Genomic DNA, 17,837 nt, shown 5'->3' with positions numbered 1-17,837 from the left:
AGCCGGGCGGATCCGGCTGTGCCGGCCGCGTCGGTACCGCTCAGAGGTCCAGCACGATGGCGTAGGCGAGGAAGAAGAGGGCGCAGACCAGGGCCAGCAGGCAGATCAGCACGAGAGGGCCCATGGCCCAGCCGCGGGTGAGGGGGCGGTAGGGACCCGCGCCGGAGCCGGTACTCGACTCGCAGGGAGGAGTCTCGCCCGGTGGTACGCCGCCACCTGGCGGTCGGGGCGTGATCCGCGGCCTCGGGTCTGGAACATGTGCGGACATCGTCTACCTCCTCACCACGAAGGCCGGGCCCGCCCTTCCGGCAGGTCGGCCGGGGCTGTCCGGCGCCTCCCCGCCGCCTGGCGGCCCGCTCCTCGGGACCGCCCGGTCAGACCAGGATCCCACCACCGCGACTGCGGCGCCGGGCGGGCTCAGCGGGGGCGTCCGCCGCCCCCACAGACACGCCTCCGCGACCTCCCCCGGCCGCTCCGGCGCGTGTCCCGCCGCAGGCCCAGCACCCGTACGCCTGGTGCGCCCTGCGCGGTCACGGCCCCGGCCCCGGCCAGGGCCTCGTCGACCACGGGCAGTTCGTCCTCACCGGCCCGCGGCGTGGCACCGCTCCAGGACCGGCAGACGACTGCGGTGGCTCCCAAGCATCCGGGCCCGGCCGGGCGCGTTCCGGGTGGAGTCGCACGAGGTGGCCCGGCTCCGGCGCGGCACGACCCGGTCAGTCCCCGAACCTCCTCAACCCTCCGACGTCGGCATCTTCCCCGGCGGCAAACCGGTCCCACCGCCCTCGCACAGCAGCCCATGTGCGGGCGGGCTCTGGCACTCGAGCCGAGGGTGGGCAGCCCGGCCGAGTGGCCCGCACGGCCCGGGGAGCTCCTCGCAGGCACAGCACCAGGCGTCGTTCCGGCCCGACGCCGTCGAGGTCCCGTACGTACACGCGCGCCCGGGACAGCCCAGTGCCGATCTGAGCGAGGCCATCCACGCCCCGCGCCGAGGTAGGCGAACGCCCGCTACCCCGGCGGCCGAAGGATGTTGCCACTCCCCCCGAGACGGCCAAGGCCGTCGCGGCCGAGCTCGACGTCAACCCTCTGGAGACCCGGGCGTGGTTCGGCTACACCGCGCCCGTCGGCTGGTATTCCTGCGTCGCGTAGTGACGGATCCGGGTCGTCATTTCCCCTTCGAGGAGTCCCACGCGTACGTTCTGGAAGACCGAGTGGTCTGGCCGGGAACAGCCGGTCCTGTCGGCGCGGTTGCATCGACGGAGGGATCGGAACCACGGGCGGGGAGCACGGAGACCACAAGGTCGTCCGCCCCGCCGGGATCCGGGCCCCAGGATCGCGGTACGCCCGCCGCGCACTCGGACCAAGAAGTATTTCTGCAGGAGGACTCCTTCATGACTGACCGGCCCTTGACGCTCATGGCAGTGCACGCCCACCCCGACGACGAGGCCACCGGAACCGGAGGGGTCCTCGCGCGGTACGCGGCGGAAGGCATCCGCACGGTTCTCGTGACGTGTACCGACGGCCGTTGCGGTGACGGACCGGGCGGTGTCAAGCCGGGTGATGCCGGGCACGATCCGGCGGCCGTCGCCTTGATGCGCGGTCGAGAACTCCAGGCGAGCTGTGACGTCCTGAAGGTCAGCGATCTGGAGACCCTGGACTATGCCGACTCCGGAATGATGGGCTGGCCGAGCAACGACGCCTCCGGATCCTTCTGGCAGACCCCTGTGGAGGAAGGCGCGGCCCGACTCGCGGAACTCATGCGGCACTACCGACCCGATGTGGTCGTCACCTACGACGAGAACGGCTTCTACGGCCACCCCGACCACATCCAGGCCCACCGCATCACGATGGCGGCGCTCGAGATGACCTCGCTGACACCGAAGGTGTACTGGACGACGATGCCCCGCTCGGGGATGCAGCGGTTCGGGGAGATCATGCGCGAGTTCCATGAGGACATGCCGGAGCCGGATCCCGCCGAGGCCGCCGCGATGGCCGAGATCGGCCTCCCCGACGATGAGATCACCACGTGGGTGGACACCACCGCATTCAGCGGTCAGAAGTTCGATGCGCTGGCCGCGCACGCCAGTCAGGGCGAGAACATCTTCTTCCTCAAGATGGGCAAGGAGAGGTTCGGCGAGTTGATGGGCATGGAGACCTTCGTACGTGTCAAGGACGCCACCGGCGCGGCCGTACCCGAGAACGACCTCTTCGCCGGACTGCGTTGACCTGACCCGCCAGTCCGCCGGCGGCTCTCTCCGGGAGCGGTGGACTGCTACCGATCCCGACCGCGCCGGGCACGTGGCCGGCGGGGCGCGGGCCCCGCCGGCACCCGGAAAGCGGTGCTGCCCGGCGCCGATACCCTGGTGATCAACCGGCCGTTGCCTGTGTACCCTGGGCGAGCTTTCGAACCTGTTCAAGCATTAACAGAAAATGGGGGGCCGGTGCGCAATCGCCGACTCATGGTTTCCGCCGCCGTCATCGCGGCTGGTGCAGGTCTCGTACCCGGCATAGCCCAGGCCGACGACCCGGCCACGTCCGACGCGCACGGGGTCAGCGCTCCGGACGTGGACCTCGGCAAGGCCGCGGCATCGAACTTCAGCACCTTCACGAGCGCCGCCGAGCGCACGGTCCGGCCCGCAGGCAAGGGCAAGGCCCAGGCGCAGGGAACCGCCGCCGCGGAGCCGACGGTCGGTCTGACCGCCAAGGGCACCAGCGCCCGCGGGATCAGCCTGGACCTCGCCGTCAGCATCGATCCGGACGCCCAGATCTCGGCCTACATCGAGTGGGGCGAGGGCAGCAGCGACGTGTTCGACACGTACGGCCCCACCAACCAGACCGTGGCCCACTCCTACTCGGAGATCGGCTCCTACACGATCAAGGTCACTCTGAAGGACGCTTCGGGCGTACGGGGCACCAACACGCTCGCCGTCGTCACTCCGGGTTCCGACTTCACGCCGTACGCACCCACCCGGCTCCTGGACACCCGCAACGGCACGGGCGGGCCGAAGGCCAAGGTCCCCGCGTACGGCACCACCCGGGTGAAGATCTCCGGCAACGGCAACATCCCCGCAGGGGTCACGGCCGTGGTGCTCAACGTCACCGCCACCAACACCACCAGCGGCGGCCACGTGACGGTCTGGCCCGAGGGCAGCGAGCGTCCGATCACGTCGAACGTCAACTTCGCCAAGGGGCAGACCGTCCCGAACCTGGTGATCGTGCCGGTCGCCAAGAACGGCTACGTCGACCTGTACAACGGCGGCTGGGAGTCGGTCGACCTGATCGCCGACATCACCGGCTACTTCACCCGGACCACGTCCAGCGGCTACACCCCGCTGAACCCGGCGCGCTTCGTCGACACCCGCAACGGCACCGGCACCGTCCAGGGCCAGGTCCGCGGGCAGACCACATTCGGCACCAAGTTCACCGGCAGGGACGGCATCCCGGACGACGCCACGGCGGTCGCACTGAACGTGACCGTCACGAACCCTCGCGAGGACGGCCACCTGACGGTGTTCCCCGGCGGGGGCAGTGTTCCGATCACGTCCAACGTGAACTTCCGCGCCGGCCAGACGGTCGCCAACTCGGTGATCGTGCCGGTCGGCCCCGACGGCTCGGTCAACTTCCGCAACGGCGCCTGGAACGGCACCGACGTCATCGTCGACGTCGTCGGCTACTACCGCGTCGGCAGCCGCGGCGCCTACATGCCCTTCGTCCCGGAGCGTCTGCTCGACACCCGTGACAGCGCGCACTGGTCGTCGGGCCCGCTGGAGGGCCAGGGATACATCTACATGCCGCTGTCCACCCAGCGGCCCTCCAACACGGCCTACGTGCTGAACACCACAGTCACCAACACCCGGGGCGACGGGCACCTGACGGTCTCCCCGGACCCGAACACGCTGAACGCCTACAAGGCCGGCTTGGACACCTGGCCCAGCCCGCCCAACTCCTCCAACCTGAACTGGAAGCGGGCCGAGACCGTCCCGAACCTGGTCCAGGCCGGCATGGGCGACAACGGCATCGTCGACTTCTGGAACCGCGGCTGGGACGACATCGACCTCGTCGTGGACATCTTCGGCGGCTACCAGATGGACTGATCCACCAGCAGGACCCGTACGACACGGCCTCCCGGGAGCCGGACCCCAGCGGTCCGGCGCCTGGGAGGCTGCCCGCTTCCCGCCACACAGGAGACACCCGGGCGCGCGTGCGGCGCGCGCCGGCGTCACCTCCCGCGCCCCGCCCCCATATCGGGCCCGGGCCGCTGCCGGTGGGCGGAGACCCCGGCCCCGGCCCGGTCTCCATCTGCCCGAGTTCTGCCAGTCCAGCCGACGAGCATGCGCAGCTGGACGTGACCGATCGCGCCAGCGTGGAGGCCTCCGTCTCCGGCGCGCTGGAGCGCCACGGCCGCGTAGACGTGCTGGTCCTCGAATTCGGCACCTGGGTCCCTGGTGCCGTCGGGACGTGAGCGGCGACGCCCCGCGGCTGGACAGGTTCAGTGCAAGGGAAGGGCCGGCCCAGCGGGTCGGCCCTTGGCTCCGCAGGCGCGACCTACGGACCGGCAGCGTGTCCCCCGCCCGCGGTAGGAGTCGTGCTGTCAGTCGCCTCCGCCGCCACCGCAAGAGGAGCCCCCACCGCAGGACGCACCATCCCCGCAGGAAAAACTGACGCCGTCGTTCTTCCACGATCGGGAACGTCGTCGCCTCTGCGATGACCTGCCGCCGAATGCGCCGCCGCGCCAGGCCTGGAAGAGCCCCCAGGCGAGACCGATCCCCAGAACTACCAGGAATTCCATTTCCGTTACCCCCGTTTCCGTTCCATTCTCGCCTATACGGCGGATTCGCCGCTCGGACCAGCACAGCAGATGGTGCAGGCCGTCGTCCTCCGTGACGAGACGGGTTGATCCCGACCGCGTGATCATGGACGGTGGGAAAGCCAGGCGCCCGAAGGCCGCCGAGTACAGCACGAAAATCGCCAGGTGCGTGTATAGCAGGGCCGCGAAAGGCTCCCCAGGACCAGCCGCGGGCCTTTGCACTCGGACCGGGGTCCGCAGGATGTGCGGGGGCCGCCGCCACGGACCTCTCCGGCCAACTCCGGCGCACCGCAAAGGAATGATCTTGCCGGTCAGGTTTCGTCTGGAGTGTTCTTGGCGAAGTACTTCAACCATGGGCTTACCACCGGTTGCCGGTCATCCTGCTGTCGCTGTTTTCCGTGAGCCCCGAGGCGGGCGGTCCACCCCGATGCTGGGCCCGCGGGTCGATGCTGAGGCGAAGCGCACCGAGCGCGTGCTGGCAGGGTTGGCGACCCATGCCAGACCTGTCGAGCGCACCCTGGCGCTGCGGCAGGCAGCTGCCGCTGCCTTCGAGTTGGTGGCCGCGCTGTCGGCGCTGGCCCCCGCCTTGGCCGGTGAGGGACTGCCCGCGGAGTCCATCAGTCAGTCGTTCTTCCGGGTCCGTGAAGGGGAATTGTCGGATCAGCAGGCCGCCCTGCACGGAGTCCTGGTCGTCCACCGCGCCCTGGAGGACCTGTGCGAGGCCCCGCTGTCGGGCGCCGACCTGGCTCTGGAGGCGACCGGGATGCGGCAGGCGGTGCTCGACCTCACCGGCGCGGCGCCGGGCGCCGACCCCGACTCCATACCGCTGGTGGCCGTCCCCGAGCCTGCTGCAAGGGCGTCGATGGAGAGCGTGTGGAGTGCTCGGTGGCTCATCGGGCACCAGGTCCACGTCCTGTTCAACATCTGCGCCGCGGTCGCCGTGGCCGACGCCACCCGCCATCTACGGCACGGCGACGGCGATGCCGCTCTGTCGCGGCTGGCAGATGCGACAACGTACGTACGGGGCTTCCCGGCGGCCATGACCCACGCGAGTACGGTCCCGGCCGACTACTACATGGCTGCGATACGCCACACCATGGCGCCCCCATCGGTGGACGTCCCGTTGAGCGGGCGCCAACACCGCGGATACAAGCTGTTCCGGGCGGCGATGAAGGATCTGCTGTCCGCGGTTCCGGACTCCTACGAGCAGTTGGCGGCCCGTGCCCCTCAGCTGGCGGAGACACGGAGCGCGCTGCTGGAAGCCGACATCGTGGACGGTGAACGGCACGTCACCCTCGCGTACTCAATGGTGCATCTGCATCGTTCCATCGCTCAGAAACCAGAAGGCCCCGACAACGCCGTCGCCGAACTGCGGAACATGCGCCATCGCCGTGCAGCCCAGTACGCCTCCCTGATCCGGTTCGGGGACCACTACGTCGCCGGCGCCGTGGCGGGCCTGCGTCACTCGTGAGTCCGCGTGTCCGCCGCCCACACCTCCGGCAGGAGACCCTGATGCCCGAGACGACGCCCGGCACCACCGACCGCTCTGCCGCCGACTGGGCACTTGACCCGGCCGATGCCGGCGTCTGCGAGCGGATGGCCCGCACTCTGTGCACCGGCGAGGACGACCAGGTCGACAACCCCGAGTGGGTGGGCCGGGCCCGGGACGCCTGGGAGGACCTTCCGTTCCCGCTGCGCCGTGGGGTGCGCCGATTTCGAAGGCACTCCGGCCCGCACGGCACCTTGGTGATCGGCGGCCTGCCCGTCGATCAGGCGGCCCTGCCCGCGACACCGTCCGTACCCGGCTCGGTGCAGCGCCGGGCCACCGTCTCGGCCGCGGTGCTCACCATGGTGGCCTGCGGGCTCGGCGAGCCTCTCGCCTACCGGGCCGAGAAATCCGGCGCCCTCGTGCAGGACGTCGTGCCCGTGCCCGGGCAGGAGAGCTTTCACGGCAACGCCGGATCGGTGCCACTGTCCTTCCACACCGAGAACGGCTTCCACCCCCACCCACCCGACTACGTGGTCTTCCTGTGCCTGCGCGCCGACCACGACCGGATCGCCGGCATGCGCGTCGCCGGCATCCGCCAAGCCCTGCCGCTCCTCACCCCGGCCAGTCGCCAGACCCTGTTCGCACCGGAGTTCATCACCACGCCACCACCTTCCTTCGGCCCCGGCGCTGCCGCGAGCGAGCCCGACGTTGAGCCCCGACCGGTGCTGTCGGGAGCGGTCGAGGATCCGGACATACGGATGGCCCAACTCGTCACCACCCCGCTCACCCCTCGAGCCCGCGCAGCGTTGACCGAATTCGGCCGCGCCTGCGAGGCGACCTCCCGCACCCTGCGCCTGAATCCGGGCGAGCTGGTCATCATCGACAACCGCGTAACCGTCCATGGCCGTACCGCCTTCCACCCCCGCTACGACGGAGCGGACCGCTGGCTGCAACGCACCTACGTCACCACCGACTTGCGCCGCTCCCGCGACCACCGCCCCCATGACGGCCACATACTCGCCCGCTGACCGACGTCCACTCCCGCGGGTAGGTGTGCACGTACACGGTGAATGTCTTCCCCGCGCTCCCCGGCGGCGCAGCAGCGGGGGTAGAGCACGACCCCGCGCTTGAAGGCGCCGGTGAGGGCCATCGCCGAGGCCGCCGCGCTGAGCCGCACTCAGCCATGCCCGGTCTACCAGATCGGTGACGGCCGGCGGTGACCGAACCGGTCACCTGTCGGGGAGGCCGAACCGCTTCGCGGCTACGCGGCAGACAGCCTCAAGGCCGTGATGGTGCAGCAGCGGGGTGCTGGCCTGACCCGGTTGCCTGCCGTGCTCGCCGCCGCCCGCGTCGACCTCATGGACGGCTGATCGCATCGGTGCCGGTGCCGCCGTAACCACATTGAAGCGGCCTGGTCGGTCCTACCTCGGGCGGTCGAATCAGTGGGCCCAGGGCAGTCGTACGGCCTCAATCTCCGGGTCGTCGAGGAGGGCTTGGACGAGTGAGGGCGGGCCGACGAGTTTGGTGGCCCACAAGTCGTAGTCCGTGCACAGGACCCAGGATCGGTCGTCAGCCCAGAGGTTGGACGGGGTCCACCATTCTTCGTCGGGGTGGTCGTACAGGGCCTTGGCATCCGCGAGCCGGCCGGTCCGGACGTGCAGGTTGTCGAAGTCCTCGGCCGCTTGGCCCAGCGGGGTGTAGTAGGCGAGGCAGCGGGTGTCCGACCCCTGAGGGCTGTGCTCGGTGAGGATCTCGATCAGCCGGTTCCAGTCGGCACGGTCCAGGCTGCCCTCGGACGGACCGGTGATGCCGACCGGCCAGCCGCCCGACTCACGGAGTGAGGGGAAGGACGTGTGGCCGGGCAGACGGCCCTCGGCGGCCACGGGATCCCCCGTCCGCCGGGCGAGCTCAGCCCAGCGCAGGCGGCGCCAGCGTGGTCCAGGGTGCTCACCTCTGGACGGGGCGAAGGTGTCCGAGGGATCGGTGAACACCTCCGCGGGGTCGAGGCCCGGGATGATCTCGGGGCTGGAGCTCTTTCTGTTCAGAAAGGCCCGCTGGTACTCGACGTACGACATGTCACAGGGCCCGAGCTCGTGTTCGTACATGGCGTGAAGCACCCAGGCCGCCTCGGGCAGCGCCGGTGGCATGAACCCGGTGAGCCCGTCGTCCTCGGCCAGTTCCCGCAGCCAGTCGGTCTCCGCGGACGCGGCGAGCGGCCACAGGGCGGTCACCAGATCCGCTGAGGTCTCGTACATCGGCTCAGGATATGGGCACAGAGGCGTCCTACATTGCTCAGGCTGCACGCGACCACAGGCTGGTGGGGCCACAAGTGGCTCTGGTCGTCCCTGCCACCAGGACCGACTCCCACAGCTGTGGGCGAGCCTCCTGAGCTGGCACTTCGCGGCCAGCGCAGGCCTCACCACCCCATGGGCAAGCCCAGCGTGCACCGGCCTGGGCAGACCTGCGTACACGGTGGGCAAGCCCGTCAGTCCTGGACTGGCTGGGGCAGGGGCGGCTGCGGGGTGAGCCGCTTGAGGCCCTTGCGGTCGTAGTACCTGGTCATGGCGAAGCCGAAGAGAAGCGCCAGCACCGTACCGATCGCGATCATGATCCAGGAGCGGGTGAGCCCGGCGTCGCCGCGCGCGTCGAAGTAGAGGATCGCCCGTACGCCGTCGCTGAGCTGACGCATCGGTTCGAAGTGCGAGAGGAAGCGGTAGAAGGCGGGGACGGCCTGCAGCGGGACCGTCGCGCCCGACGAGGGCAGCCCCAGCACGATGAACACGAACATCGACACGAGCTGACCGATGCCGCCGAACGCGGCGTTGATGGCCTGCACGCCCAGACCCACGGCGAGCGCCGCGCAGTACGAGTACACCCACAGCAGCGGCAGGTGGGAGGCGTCCATCCCCAGGATGCCGACGCACGCCACCAGCACCAGCGTGGTGCTGACGAGCGTGATGCCGGCCGTCATCAGCATCTTCAGGAGCAGCGTCTGTGTCCTGTTGATCGGGACCGTCGGGCGGCGCGTGTGCCAGGGGCCGATCTCGTTGTCGGCGTAGCCGAGGGCGGTGTCCACGCCGTTGCTGATGACGTTGCCGCCCATGAATCCGGCCAGCACCAGCAGCAGGGTGTAGTAGAAGGCCGTCAGGCCCAGTCCGCTGTGGGTGCCGATCGGGTGCCCGACCTGTGTGACCACGTCCACCGGATCGGCGAGCAGCAGCTTCGTGGTGGGAGCGGCGGAGGCGCCGGCGGCCGCCGTGAGCTGTTGGCCGACCGCGCGGGACGAGCGGTGGGCGGCCTGCGTCGTGATCTGACCGGCCAGCGAGGAGCCGAGGCTGCCCTTGCCGGGGTTGGTGAGCACGGTCAGGGTCGGCAGGCGGGTGGCCCCGGCCGTGGACAGCGCCGTGACGGCGTCGGTGAACCCTGCGGGAACCACCAGCGCGCCGTAGACCTTGCCGGAGTCCAACTGGTCCTGCGCCTGCGCGAGGCTCAGCTCGCGCCAGTCCGCCTTGCCACCCGCCGGATCGGCGGCGATGGAGGCGGTGATCTGCGCGCCCAGGTTCTGCTGCTGCCCCGGCGGCGGCTTGCCCGTGTCCTCGTTGACCAGGGCGATGGGGAGGTCCTGCAGCTCCGCGTTGGGATTGACGATGCCGCCCATGTAGAGGAGGGACAGCAGCAGGGCCAGCAGCCCCGTGAGGATCGTGGGCACCAGCCACAGCTGGGGGCGGCGCACGAGGGCCGCGGCGGTGGCTTCGGGGGCGACGGTCTGGGGCATCGGTCTCCGTAGCTTCCCGGCGGGCCGGGCTCGAACGACGGTGGAGGCGGCCGCGCCGCACGGGATCCCAGGATCTCCCCGTACCGGTGAAGGCCGCCGCGCACCTCGCGCAGCGCCCCCGAACCCGCCCGACGGACCACCGGAACAGCCCATCCCCAAACCCCGCGGTGCCCGACGCGCCGGGGTGCCACCAGGTCCAGCGGAAGCACGCCGCCGCGTGTTCCAGTACCGGGACGAGGCGGTGGACCGAGCCGTCCGGCGACAGGGCAACCGGTGTTTCGCCGAGGACCGTGCCGTTCCCGGTGGTGGTCTCAGCCGTCCACCAGGCCACCAGGCCACCACCGCGCACGAGACCGGCTGACGTCCGGGTACCCCTCGGAGTTCCTCTCTGCACCGATCAGGGTCACCGTGCCGATCGGTGACCGCCCGCACGACGTCGGCCAGGACGTCCGGAGGCCGCCTGGATCTGAGGCCAGGCGCGGCCGGGCGCTTCGTCGCCTGGCCGGCTGGCGCGACGTCGTACGCGGGCGACTACCTGCGGGGGGCGGAGATGAAGCCGACGACGACCCCCACGATGGTGGTGATGAGGGCTATGCCGCCGATCGCGGCAGTGAGCGGTACAACCAGAGCGGGGTGCGCGATCGTCACGTGGAGCAGAGCCGGCTCCGCTGACGTGACTTTGTCCACGAGAACCGGTTCTGGCGTTCATGAAGGGCTGAAGCTGCGACGGTCAGCGGCATGAATAGGGCTCTGGCAGACAGGCTCAGGTTCGCCGCAGAGGTCGGCGGGGCGGGCCAAGTGTGCCAGGTCGACCTCTGGGCAGCTGGAAGGTGGCTGACCTGCGATGATTACGTGGCTTACGTTCCGCAGTTCCGCCGCGACGTGCGGGACACGCCGCCCGGGGGCATCACAAATCTGCGTCGGCAGCCGTCCGTTCCACCCACTCGCGCACAGTCTCTGCTCGCTCGATGCGGGTGACGATGTCTTTCTTGGACGCCGTATCCAAGGTCTCCGGGATCTTGTCGAAGGTGCCGGGAAGGATGTCGAGCAGACCCCAGATCTGTTCGCCGGTGCTGACGGTCAGAAGCTGCTGGCACCTCCACTGCAGCGGCATCTCGGGACGGTGCGTGAGCCGTTGTACGAGGGTGGGGAACAGGTAGTGCGTCGCCTCTGCGGCGAGGTGCTTGTGGAGCCAGTCGACCGGGAGGCGCTGGCTGAAGCCGTGCATGGCGGCCTCTTGGGCCAGGTCCAGAAGCTGAGCGGTGTTGACGGCTCGGACAGTTCGGGGAAGGGGCGGGGTCATGTCGAGATGATGCCAAGAAGCATCCGCAGGGCCGATAGGTCAGCTGGGTCGGGATGCGATCTGCCGGCGAGCAGGACCCCAGACTTCCTCGAATTCCTCAACGGTAAGTTGCTCGGGGGCGTGGCCATCCCATTCCGAGGCGGGCAGTTCGGCTGTGATCCCGAACCTGCTGTCGTACTCATCCAGTCCGCCTGCGTCGTAGGCCCGCTGCCACTCGGCGAGAGAGGCAGCCGCGATCGGGGTCAGTTCAGGCCCTTTGAGTTCGACCTGCCGGATCACCCAGCCTTCGGCATCGACCTCGAAGTAGAACCAGACGTCTTCTTCGTCCCAGTAGCAGCGCATCCATGTCGTCATCAGCCCATGATGCGTCTGCCGTAGGGTCACATTCTCCTTGGGCGGCCCGGTAGGACCCGGCGCGGCGTAGAGGGATGCAGTCCTGCGGAGCGGGTGACGGAGGGTGGCGGGGCTGGTCCGTTCCCGGACGGCGATGGCGTGCGGGGACAGGTGGTCCTGCTCGTACCAGATGTGGCCTGTCGACGATCCCGGGATCGACTACACAAGGGGAATCGCGGCTTGGCCCATAGGCCGCCCGCTCTTAGCCCTGGTCGTCGCCGCGCCGCCAGGGCCGGTCTCCGGGCCGGAGCAGCGTCTCCGGGGGCTTGCCGCTGGCCCGTCGCTGGCTGGCGGTTGACGCGCCCACGAAGAGGATCATCAGGAAGCCGACAATGCACAGCGGCCACAAGGTGAAGGCTCCGACGATGAGGAGGAGCAGCCCCACGGCCAGGAGTCCGCGTGCCCAGTCCGGCCCTTGTCGATCAGTCATCCCGGCCCCCGTCGTTGAGACCGCACACGGTACGCGATCGGCGCCCGGCTTCGCCTGCGAATCTCGCACCCTGCCACCCCCCACCTACCAGGGGGAGGTGGCACGTTCGATTCGGACTGTGGCGCCGGACATCGCAGAGGCCCTCACCTGGGATGATCGTAACCAGGCCGCCCGGGCCGACTGGCTCAACGTCCCACGACACACCTTGTCCGCACTCGTCGACGCGGTGGTGGCCCGTTCCGGACGCTGACCGAGCAGCGCTCGCGCTGCACTGGCTGCGACGTCCTGTGGACCGAGGCTGGGGGCGTCGTGGCCTGAACGCGGCTGCGCCCCACCCCTCGGAGCGGCCGGGGAGGTGGGGCGCAGCGGCCTGGAGGGGTCAGGACACGTCGGCCCGGACCGACTTACCGATCAGTCCGTCGGTGTACGTCACCGACTTCGGCGTAAACGATCCCTTCCCGGTGATCGCGCCGGTCACGTTCTCGCCGGGGGCCAACTCGACCGTGGCGATCTGGTTCTCGTCCGCCCCCAGCTCGGCAACGTGCTTGGTGCCGTTCGTGTCGGTGATCGCGAAGTACAGCGGGTTGACGTTGATCGGCTTCGACGAGTTGTTCGTGACCGTTACCGACACGCTCGTGTACTCGCTGCCCTGAGCGATGATGCTCTTCTCGAACTCCGTCTTCTTCGCCGCCACCACGACCTCGGCCTTCTTCTCCGGCTCAGCTGATGACGGCTTGGCCTCCGGGGCCTTCGACGGCGCAGACGACGCGGCGGCAGGCGGCGCGGCCGGCTCCTTCGACGTCTTGTCACTGCCGCTGTCACCGAGGAGCGCGCCGAGGATGGCGAGGAGCACGAAGAGCCCGACGATACCGAGGCAGCCGAACCCGATGATCTTCCCGGCGTTGGATTTCTTCGGCTGGGGCGGGGGCGGGTATCCGTACCCCGGCTGCGGCTGGCCGGGCGGCGGGAACTGCTGAGACATGGAACCCCCAGAGGACGCGGGTGCGAATTCGGTCACCGTATGGGGGCGCGGGCGGCCGGGGGTGCGAATGGCCGAACCGTGACAATCGAAGATTCAACGATCCCGCCGAGGGCTCCTGGACTTCGAATTACCACAAAGCTGCCGCTGCCGTACGGCAAAGGCCAGCCTGCTTCACGATCGACGATCAACCCACAGCGCAAACGTGGCTTGACAAGATCAACGCCGGCTAGACCCCAGCATCCCTCTCGTACACGTGTGGCTTCCCACCTTGCCAGGCGATGACCTCGGAGTTGCCGAGGACCAGCTCATCCGGATCGGGGACGTCGAGCCGCCGCAGGAACTCAATCAGGTCCCCGTCCGAGTGCGCGATGCCGAGAACGGTGTCGACGCCGCGGATCCGGATCACGACCCGCCGGCCGCCTGACGCGGAGATCCGGTGCACGAGGATCGGGGCATGCTCCATGGCTCCAGCCTGCCGCCGACGCCCCGGCAGAGCATCCGGAGCAGTCACTCGCTCCACTCCTCCGAGCCCCCGCCGAGCCACCGGATCGGGGGCCAGCCCTCCGCCGTCGCCAAGCCGGCTGCACGGAGCAGCTCCACCACACCGGGGAAGCTGTGCGCGACACCCAGCGCCCGGTTTTCCGCGTGAACGTGCGCCACGACGGCTCGGCCGTCTCCAGCGAGCGGGTGGACGACGATGTACACGCTGTCGGCCATACCCCCAGGGTGCGACTGTCCGGTCAGTCCTGCACGCCAAGCACAGTGCCCGGCCGGCAGCGCGTGCACGCCTCGACGTCCTCAGCGAGCGCCCGGCGGACGCTGGACGGTGTCCCGGTCCGCGGGCAGGCAGCGGGAGCCGGTGTCCCAGCCGTCCCCGACGGGCCCCGAAAGGGGACGCGGCCGACGCCGATGCGCTCGTCAGCCAGCCTCGACGCGGACCACGTCAGGCGTAGGTGGGTAGCCAGCACCTGAGGTGGGGCAGATCAAGCAGCGGATCGGACGTGCGCTCGGCTCTACGTTCAGCGAGAGCCCTCACCAGCCCCAGGCTCCCAGAGGTGACTGACCGCCGAACGGCGATCGGTGCCGCATGCCTTGCACTGCAACCGGGCCGACGTCACTCCGTCCTCCATGGAGAATTCGCTCCACTCCACATCCTTCGAGTCCTGGCTCCCGCACACTTGGCACGGCCACCAGCCGATCGAGTCCGTCACGACGCCTCCCGTAAGCCTTCCAACCGCGACCCGGACGAGTCCGGCCGCACCTGGACAGGTGAACGCCGATCCGCCCAGTCCTATCGCTTCGACAGCGGGATCTCTTGGCCGTCCACCAATACCCTGCACCCGACACCGAGGCCCTTGTCGAACAGGAAGGCCTCGACAACATGGTTGTGACCCTCTTGCTCCACACGGCCGCGGAGCATCGCAGTTCGTCTGCTGGTGAGCAGCGCCGGGTTGGTGTCGACGCATACGCCATCCAGATACAGCTTGGCGTGGCTACTGAACTTTGGCAGAGGGATTGATCCGAGCGTCATCAAGCCAACGCCCATCGAGTTGACCACCGCAATCCGGCAACCGAGGAATTCGCCCAACCACTCCTGCTGCATCTACGCTCCCTCCGCGGGGATGGCGATGACAGGTTCTGGGCGCCCAACTCTCAGCTTGCGACAAGCTGGCTCCAACGGCATGCCGAGCAGGTCGTCCACTCGGCACCTGTCTCCGCCCTCGAATCTATGGGAGCCAGGAGCCTCCGAGCCGCCAGGGACCGATGACTCAAGCGCGCGTGGCGACCGGGGAGGCGCGACCACCCGGCGCCACTGCGCGCCATGGCAGGGTCTCGAGTTCGCCACTGAGGACCAGGCCCTTGCGGCAACCGCTGTTCGCTGCTGGACAGTCCGTAGCTTCAGAATCGAGCCGCTCGGATCACGCCCTGCGGAATCGGCTCGCCTCTCATCAAGGACCCTGGCACTCTGCCCTCCATGCATGCAGACCCCATCGACCAGGCGCGACGTCTCGCCCGCAGCCGCTTCCCCGATGCACTCTCCGTGATCCTCGCCGGCTCCACGGCTACCGGACGAGTCACTGCCGGCAGTGACCTGGACATCGCCGTGCTCATCGAGGACGGCGGCGTGACCTGCCGGGAAACGATCCGGTTCGAGGAACGTGTCGTTGAACTCTTCGTCCACACCCGTACCGGTCTCCTGGAGCTCTTCGCCGCAGACGTCGCCGCACGGCGGGCGGTCCTTCAGAACATGTATGCCTCGGGCCTCGTGCTGGTCGATTCCCATGGCGAGGCCGGGCGCGCCCGCGCCCTGGCCGAAGCGGACCTCCGTGACGGTCCGCCTGCACTGGAACCGGAGACCGTCGAAACAAAGCGCTACGGTCTGACGGACGCCCTGGACGACCTCACTGACGCGCGAGACCCCATCGAGCGTCTGGCCGTGGCCGGATACGTGGTCAACGCCGCCGCCGATCTGCTCTGCGACCACCATCACGCGTGGATCGGAGGCGGGAAGTGGTTGCCCCGCCGCCTGTTGGAAGCCGACCCACAGCGCGGAGCCGCCCTCCTCGAAGGACACCACCGCTTGTGCGGGTCAGGCGACCCCGCAGCACTGATCAGCGCAGCGTTCAAAGTGCTCGACCTCGTCGGCGGCCCTCTCCGCGAGGGATACCGCAGGACCTGGCACGACACCACCGACTCGGCTGCCGCGACGCGCTGACACAAAGCGCAAGCACCGCAGCCGACAACGGTCAGCGCCCGAGTCGGAAGCACAGCGCCACGCCCTGACTCACCGGGCTCCGGATGGCGAGATCCCACAGTTCCGGCGGGCCCGGCTACGCCAGCGAGTCCCCAAACCGATCCGCGCTCGCATCCCGACGGGCTGTTGGACGAGTTCCTTGCCGCGCTCACCTGCGACCGCCGTCCTGCTCCACATTTCCAGCGGATCTCCGAACAGGCCGACGCCGCCCGAGCCGCCCAGCGGGCACCCGTCGCCCTCGGCATCCGGATCACGCGCCAGCCCGAATGAGCCTGAAGCCCTTCGATCCGAAGGCTCGATCTCGGTTCGCGCCTGATCGACATGGCTGACCGCGACCGCCCACGGGCACCGAGACCGTCTCGGGCGCAGGGGCTCGGCTGCAGCCAACCACCGCGGCCTGCCGACGTCGGCGATGTCGTCGCCGTCTATTCCGAGACGCCCGGTGTCTGGACCGCCTCGCAAGTCACCGGCATCGACGCCGCAGCAAAGTGCGCTGCCGCCGAGGCTGAGCTGGTCGCACCCGAGTGCACGCGCCCCCTGCTGGAGGCGCTGCGCCAGGCCCTGGCCGACCTGGCGACCACCGAGCGCAGGGACGGCATGGCAAAGGCCGGCTCGGCCGCCACGCCGTCGTAGCCACCAGCAGCGCCAGCGGCTGTCACCGGGCCGGGCAGGTGTGGGCGAGGGCTTGGTCGAGCCCACTGCGGTGGATGGCGTCCAGACTCATGGCCTGGACGGTCGTCGCTTTCCCTCGCTCGATCAGAGCGTCACAGTCGGGGCGGGACAGCAGGGGCTGGGCCTGCTGGATGGCGGTGAGCAGCTGGTTGTCGACGCGGTCCAGGACCGGGCGGACCTGGGTAGCGAGGTCGGGGCGACGGGTCGGTTGCTCTGCAGGGTGTTCCTGCCACTGTGCGTAGAGCGCGCGTTGGACGTCCTTGTTCGCGGCGATCTGGTCCTTGAAGATCCGCTGGACGGTGGCCCTGTCGATCCCGAGTTTCGCGGCCTGGGAGGCCGCACGGTCCAGGACGGTCTTCTCTCGGGACGGGTCGTCGATGGGCTGGACGGTGCCCCATTTCGCCGCGGCTACCGTATCCGCGGTCATCACGCGCTCAGCGGCGAGCCGCACAATCGTTCCCAGTGCCTGCTCGGCCGACGGGCTGCTTGACCGGGCCGGGCCGGCGCCCGCGGTCAGGGAGGAGCCGCAGGCCACGAGGACGGCTGCACCGACACCGGTCAGGGCCAGCACGGCAGCCCGCATTCGGATAGTGCTCACGACAACCACTATCCACACTCGTCCGCCATGGCGCAGTCCCCAACGGGAGTGTCGCCGTCACCCCTCTTCATGACCATGCAGAGAGTCGTCCAACACGCGAGCCCGTCAGAGGCCCCCTCCTTGCCTCGCTAGCTCGCTGCGGGACGGGATCCGTCACCGTCCACCCCGCTCCCACTCGACCCGCCGGGAAGCCTCGCCCGTCGCGGTCTCGGAACACCGCAGGCACCCCGTCGACCACCGTACGGGGGCCGACCCTGTCGCTCTCCCCATGCCCGAGCCTGCGGCCGCGCCTCCGACCGGCGCCGTTCCCGAAGTCGGCCGTGCGCCCGCGCCGATGGCGGAGCTGTGCCGCGCCGCACACGGAGTCACCAGCCCTGCCGTGGCCGGCCGCTGGGCCCGCTCCTGAGCAACCCTCACAGGTGCGAGCCTCATCTCGTGCCGGGTTCCACATCTACCTACAGCGTCAGCCATCCCCGGAGCGGGTGCCGGGGCGGCCGGCATTGTCGTCAGGGAGTGGAGGGTCGGGGGGGGGGGGGGGGCGCCCCGCGGCCCCCCCCCCCCCCCCCGCCGGGGGCGGGGGGGGGGGGGGGGCGGGCCCGCCCCCCGGGGGGGGGCCCCGGGCCCCCGCACCAGGCC

Annotated in this window: 19 protein-coding genes; 7 read left to right on the top strand and 12 right to left on the bottom strand. The window is 69.7% G+C overall.

The window, feature by feature from the left end; all coding sequences use genetic code 11:
* Positions 1-40 precede the first annotated feature (40 nt).
* Positions 41-268, bottom strand: a complete 228-nt coding sequence (locus ACFYZ4_RS36685; protein ID WP_351591271.1) for a DUF6480 family protein — start codon at positions 266-268, stop codon at positions 41-43.
* Positions 269-1,388: 1,120 nt separating this feature from the next.
* Between ACFYZ4_RS36685 and ACFYZ4_RS36680 the strand changes: the two genes are divergently transcribed.
* The 4 genes from ACFYZ4_RS36680 to ACFYZ4_RS36665 all read left to right on the top strand — a co-directional run bounded on the left by ACFYZ4_RS36680 (position 1,389) and on the right by ACFYZ4_RS36665 (position 7,321).
* Entirely contained in the window at positions 1,389-2,222 is an 834-nt protein-coding gene (locus tag ACFYZ4_RS36680) for a PIG-L family deacetylase (RefSeq protein WP_390786017.1), read from the top strand.
* Positions 2,223-2,456: 234 nt separating this feature from the next.
* Positions 2,457-4,091, top strand: a complete 1,635-nt coding sequence (locus tag ACFYZ4_RS36675) for a hypothetical protein (protein ID WP_390786016.1) — start codon at positions 2,457-2,459, stop codon at positions 4,089-4,091.
* A gap of 1,197 nt (positions 4,092-5,288) precedes the next feature.
* On the top strand, positions 5,289-6,275 hold the full coding sequence (locus ACFYZ4_RS36670) for a hypothetical protein (protein WP_390786015.1): 987 nt from the start codon (positions 5,289-5,291) through the stop codon (positions 6,273-6,275).
* Positions 6,276-6,316: 41 nt separating this feature from the next.
* Positions 6,317-7,321 (top strand): TauD/TfdA family dioxygenase, encoded by a 1,005-nt coding sequence (locus ACFYZ4_RS36665; RefSeq protein WP_390786014.1) that lies wholly within the window; start codon positions 6,317-6,319, stop codon positions 7,319-7,321.
* A 411-nt stretch (positions 7,322-7,732) separates the two neighbouring features.
* Here ACFYZ4_RS36665 and ACFYZ4_RS36660 read toward each other — a convergent pair whose 3' ends face one another.
* The 10 genes from ACFYZ4_RS36660 to ACFYZ4_RS36615 form a co-directional block, all read right to left on the bottom strand.
* Complete coding sequence (locus tag ACFYZ4_RS36660; protein ID WP_390786013.1) at positions 7,733-8,548, bottom strand: hypothetical protein; 816 nt, start codon at positions 8,546-8,548, stop codon at positions 7,733-7,735.
* A gap of 230 nt (positions 8,549-8,778) precedes the next feature.
* Positions 8,779-10,068 carry a YhgE/Pip domain-containing protein gene (locus tag ACFYZ4_RS36655; RefSeq protein WP_390786012.1) on the bottom strand — a complete coding sequence of 430 codons (1,290 nt, stop codon included), beginning with the start codon at positions 10,066-10,068 and terminating at the stop codon, positions 8,779-8,781.
* 531 nt (positions 10,069-10,599) lie between these two features.
* A complete protein-coding gene (locus tag ACFYZ4_RS36650; RefSeq protein ID WP_390786011.1) occupies positions 10,600-10,755 on the bottom strand; it encodes a hypothetical protein in 156 nt (51 codons plus the stop codon).
* A gap of 220 nt (positions 10,756-10,975) precedes the next feature.
* Positions 10,976-11,371, bottom strand: coding sequence for a hypothetical protein (locus ACFYZ4_RS36645; RefSeq protein WP_390786010.1), 396 nt, complete (start codon positions 11,369-11,371; stop codon positions 10,976-10,978).
* Between the two features lie 39 nt (positions 11,372-11,410).
* On the bottom strand, positions 11,411-11,725 hold the full coding sequence (locus tag ACFYZ4_RS36640) for a hypothetical protein (RefSeq protein WP_351289324.1): 315 nt from the start codon (positions 11,723-11,725) through the stop codon (positions 11,411-11,413).
* Between the two features lie 241 nt (positions 11,726-11,966).
* Positions 11,967-12,194, bottom strand: a complete 228-nt coding sequence (locus ACFYZ4_RS36635; RefSeq protein ID WP_351598742.1) for a hypothetical protein — start codon at positions 12,192-12,194, stop codon at positions 11,967-11,969.
* A 379-nt stretch (positions 12,195-12,573) separates the two neighbouring features.
* Positions 12,574-13,176, bottom strand: a complete 603-nt coding sequence (locus ACFYZ4_RS36630) for a DUF4352 domain-containing protein (protein ID WP_384352064.1) — start codon at positions 13,174-13,176, stop codon at positions 12,574-12,576.
* A 226-nt stretch (positions 13,177-13,402) separates the two neighbouring features.
* Positions 13,403-13,639: a hypothetical protein gene (locus ACFYZ4_RS36625; RefSeq protein ID WP_351289318.1), complete on the bottom strand. Its 237-nt coding sequence runs from the start codon at positions 13,637-13,639 to the stop codon at positions 13,403-13,405.
* 44 nt (positions 13,640-13,683) lie between these two features.
* Positions 13,684-13,893, bottom strand: a complete 210-nt coding sequence (locus tag ACFYZ4_RS36620; protein ID WP_351289316.1) for a hypothetical protein — start codon at positions 13,891-13,893, stop codon at positions 13,684-13,686.
* A gap of 574 nt (positions 13,894-14,467) precedes the next feature.
* A complete protein-coding gene (locus tag ACFYZ4_RS36615; protein WP_351289314.1) occupies positions 14,468-14,779 on the bottom strand; it encodes a hypothetical protein in 312 nt (103 codons plus the stop codon).
* Between the two features lie 372 nt (positions 14,780-15,151).
* On the opposite strand from ACFYZ4_RS36615, the gene ACFYZ4_RS36610 reads away from it, so the two are divergent.
* The 3 genes from ACFYZ4_RS36610 to ACFYZ4_RS36600 all read left to right on the top strand — a co-directional run bounded on the left by ACFYZ4_RS36610 (position 15,152) and on the right by ACFYZ4_RS36600 (position 16,564).
* A complete protein-coding gene (locus ACFYZ4_RS36610) occupies positions 15,152-15,892 on the top strand; it encodes a nucleotidyltransferase domain-containing protein (protein WP_390786009.1) in 741 nt (246 codons plus the stop codon).
* Between the two features lie 165 nt (positions 15,893-16,057).
* The gene (locus ACFYZ4_RS36605; RefSeq protein WP_390786008.1) at positions 16,058-16,201 is read left to right on the top strand and encodes a hypothetical protein; all 144 of its coding nucleotides are present in this window, start codon (positions 16,058-16,060) and stop codon (positions 16,199-16,201) included.
* A gap of 51 nt (positions 16,202-16,252) precedes the next feature.
* Positions 16,253-16,564: a hypothetical protein gene (locus ACFYZ4_RS36600; protein WP_390786007.1), complete on the top strand. Its 312-nt coding sequence runs from the start codon at positions 16,253-16,255 to the stop codon at positions 16,562-16,564.
* A gap of 22 nt (positions 16,565-16,586) precedes the next feature.
* Here ACFYZ4_RS36600 and ACFYZ4_RS36595 read toward each other — a convergent pair whose 3' ends face one another.
* Complete coding sequence (locus ACFYZ4_RS36595) at positions 16,587-17,201, bottom strand: chorismate mutase (RefSeq protein WP_390786006.1); 615 nt, start codon at positions 17,199-17,201, stop codon at positions 16,587-16,589.
* Between the last annotated feature and the right edge of the window lie 636 nt (positions 17,202-17,837).

This window comes from Streptomyces sp. NPDC001513, from assembly GCF_042894695.1.
Lineage (GTDB): Bacteria > Actinomycetota > Actinomycetes > Streptomycetales > Streptomycetaceae > Streptomyces.
The sequence above is the reverse complement of the archived record's forward strand: the minus strand, read 5'-3'. Positions and strand labels throughout refer to the sequence as shown.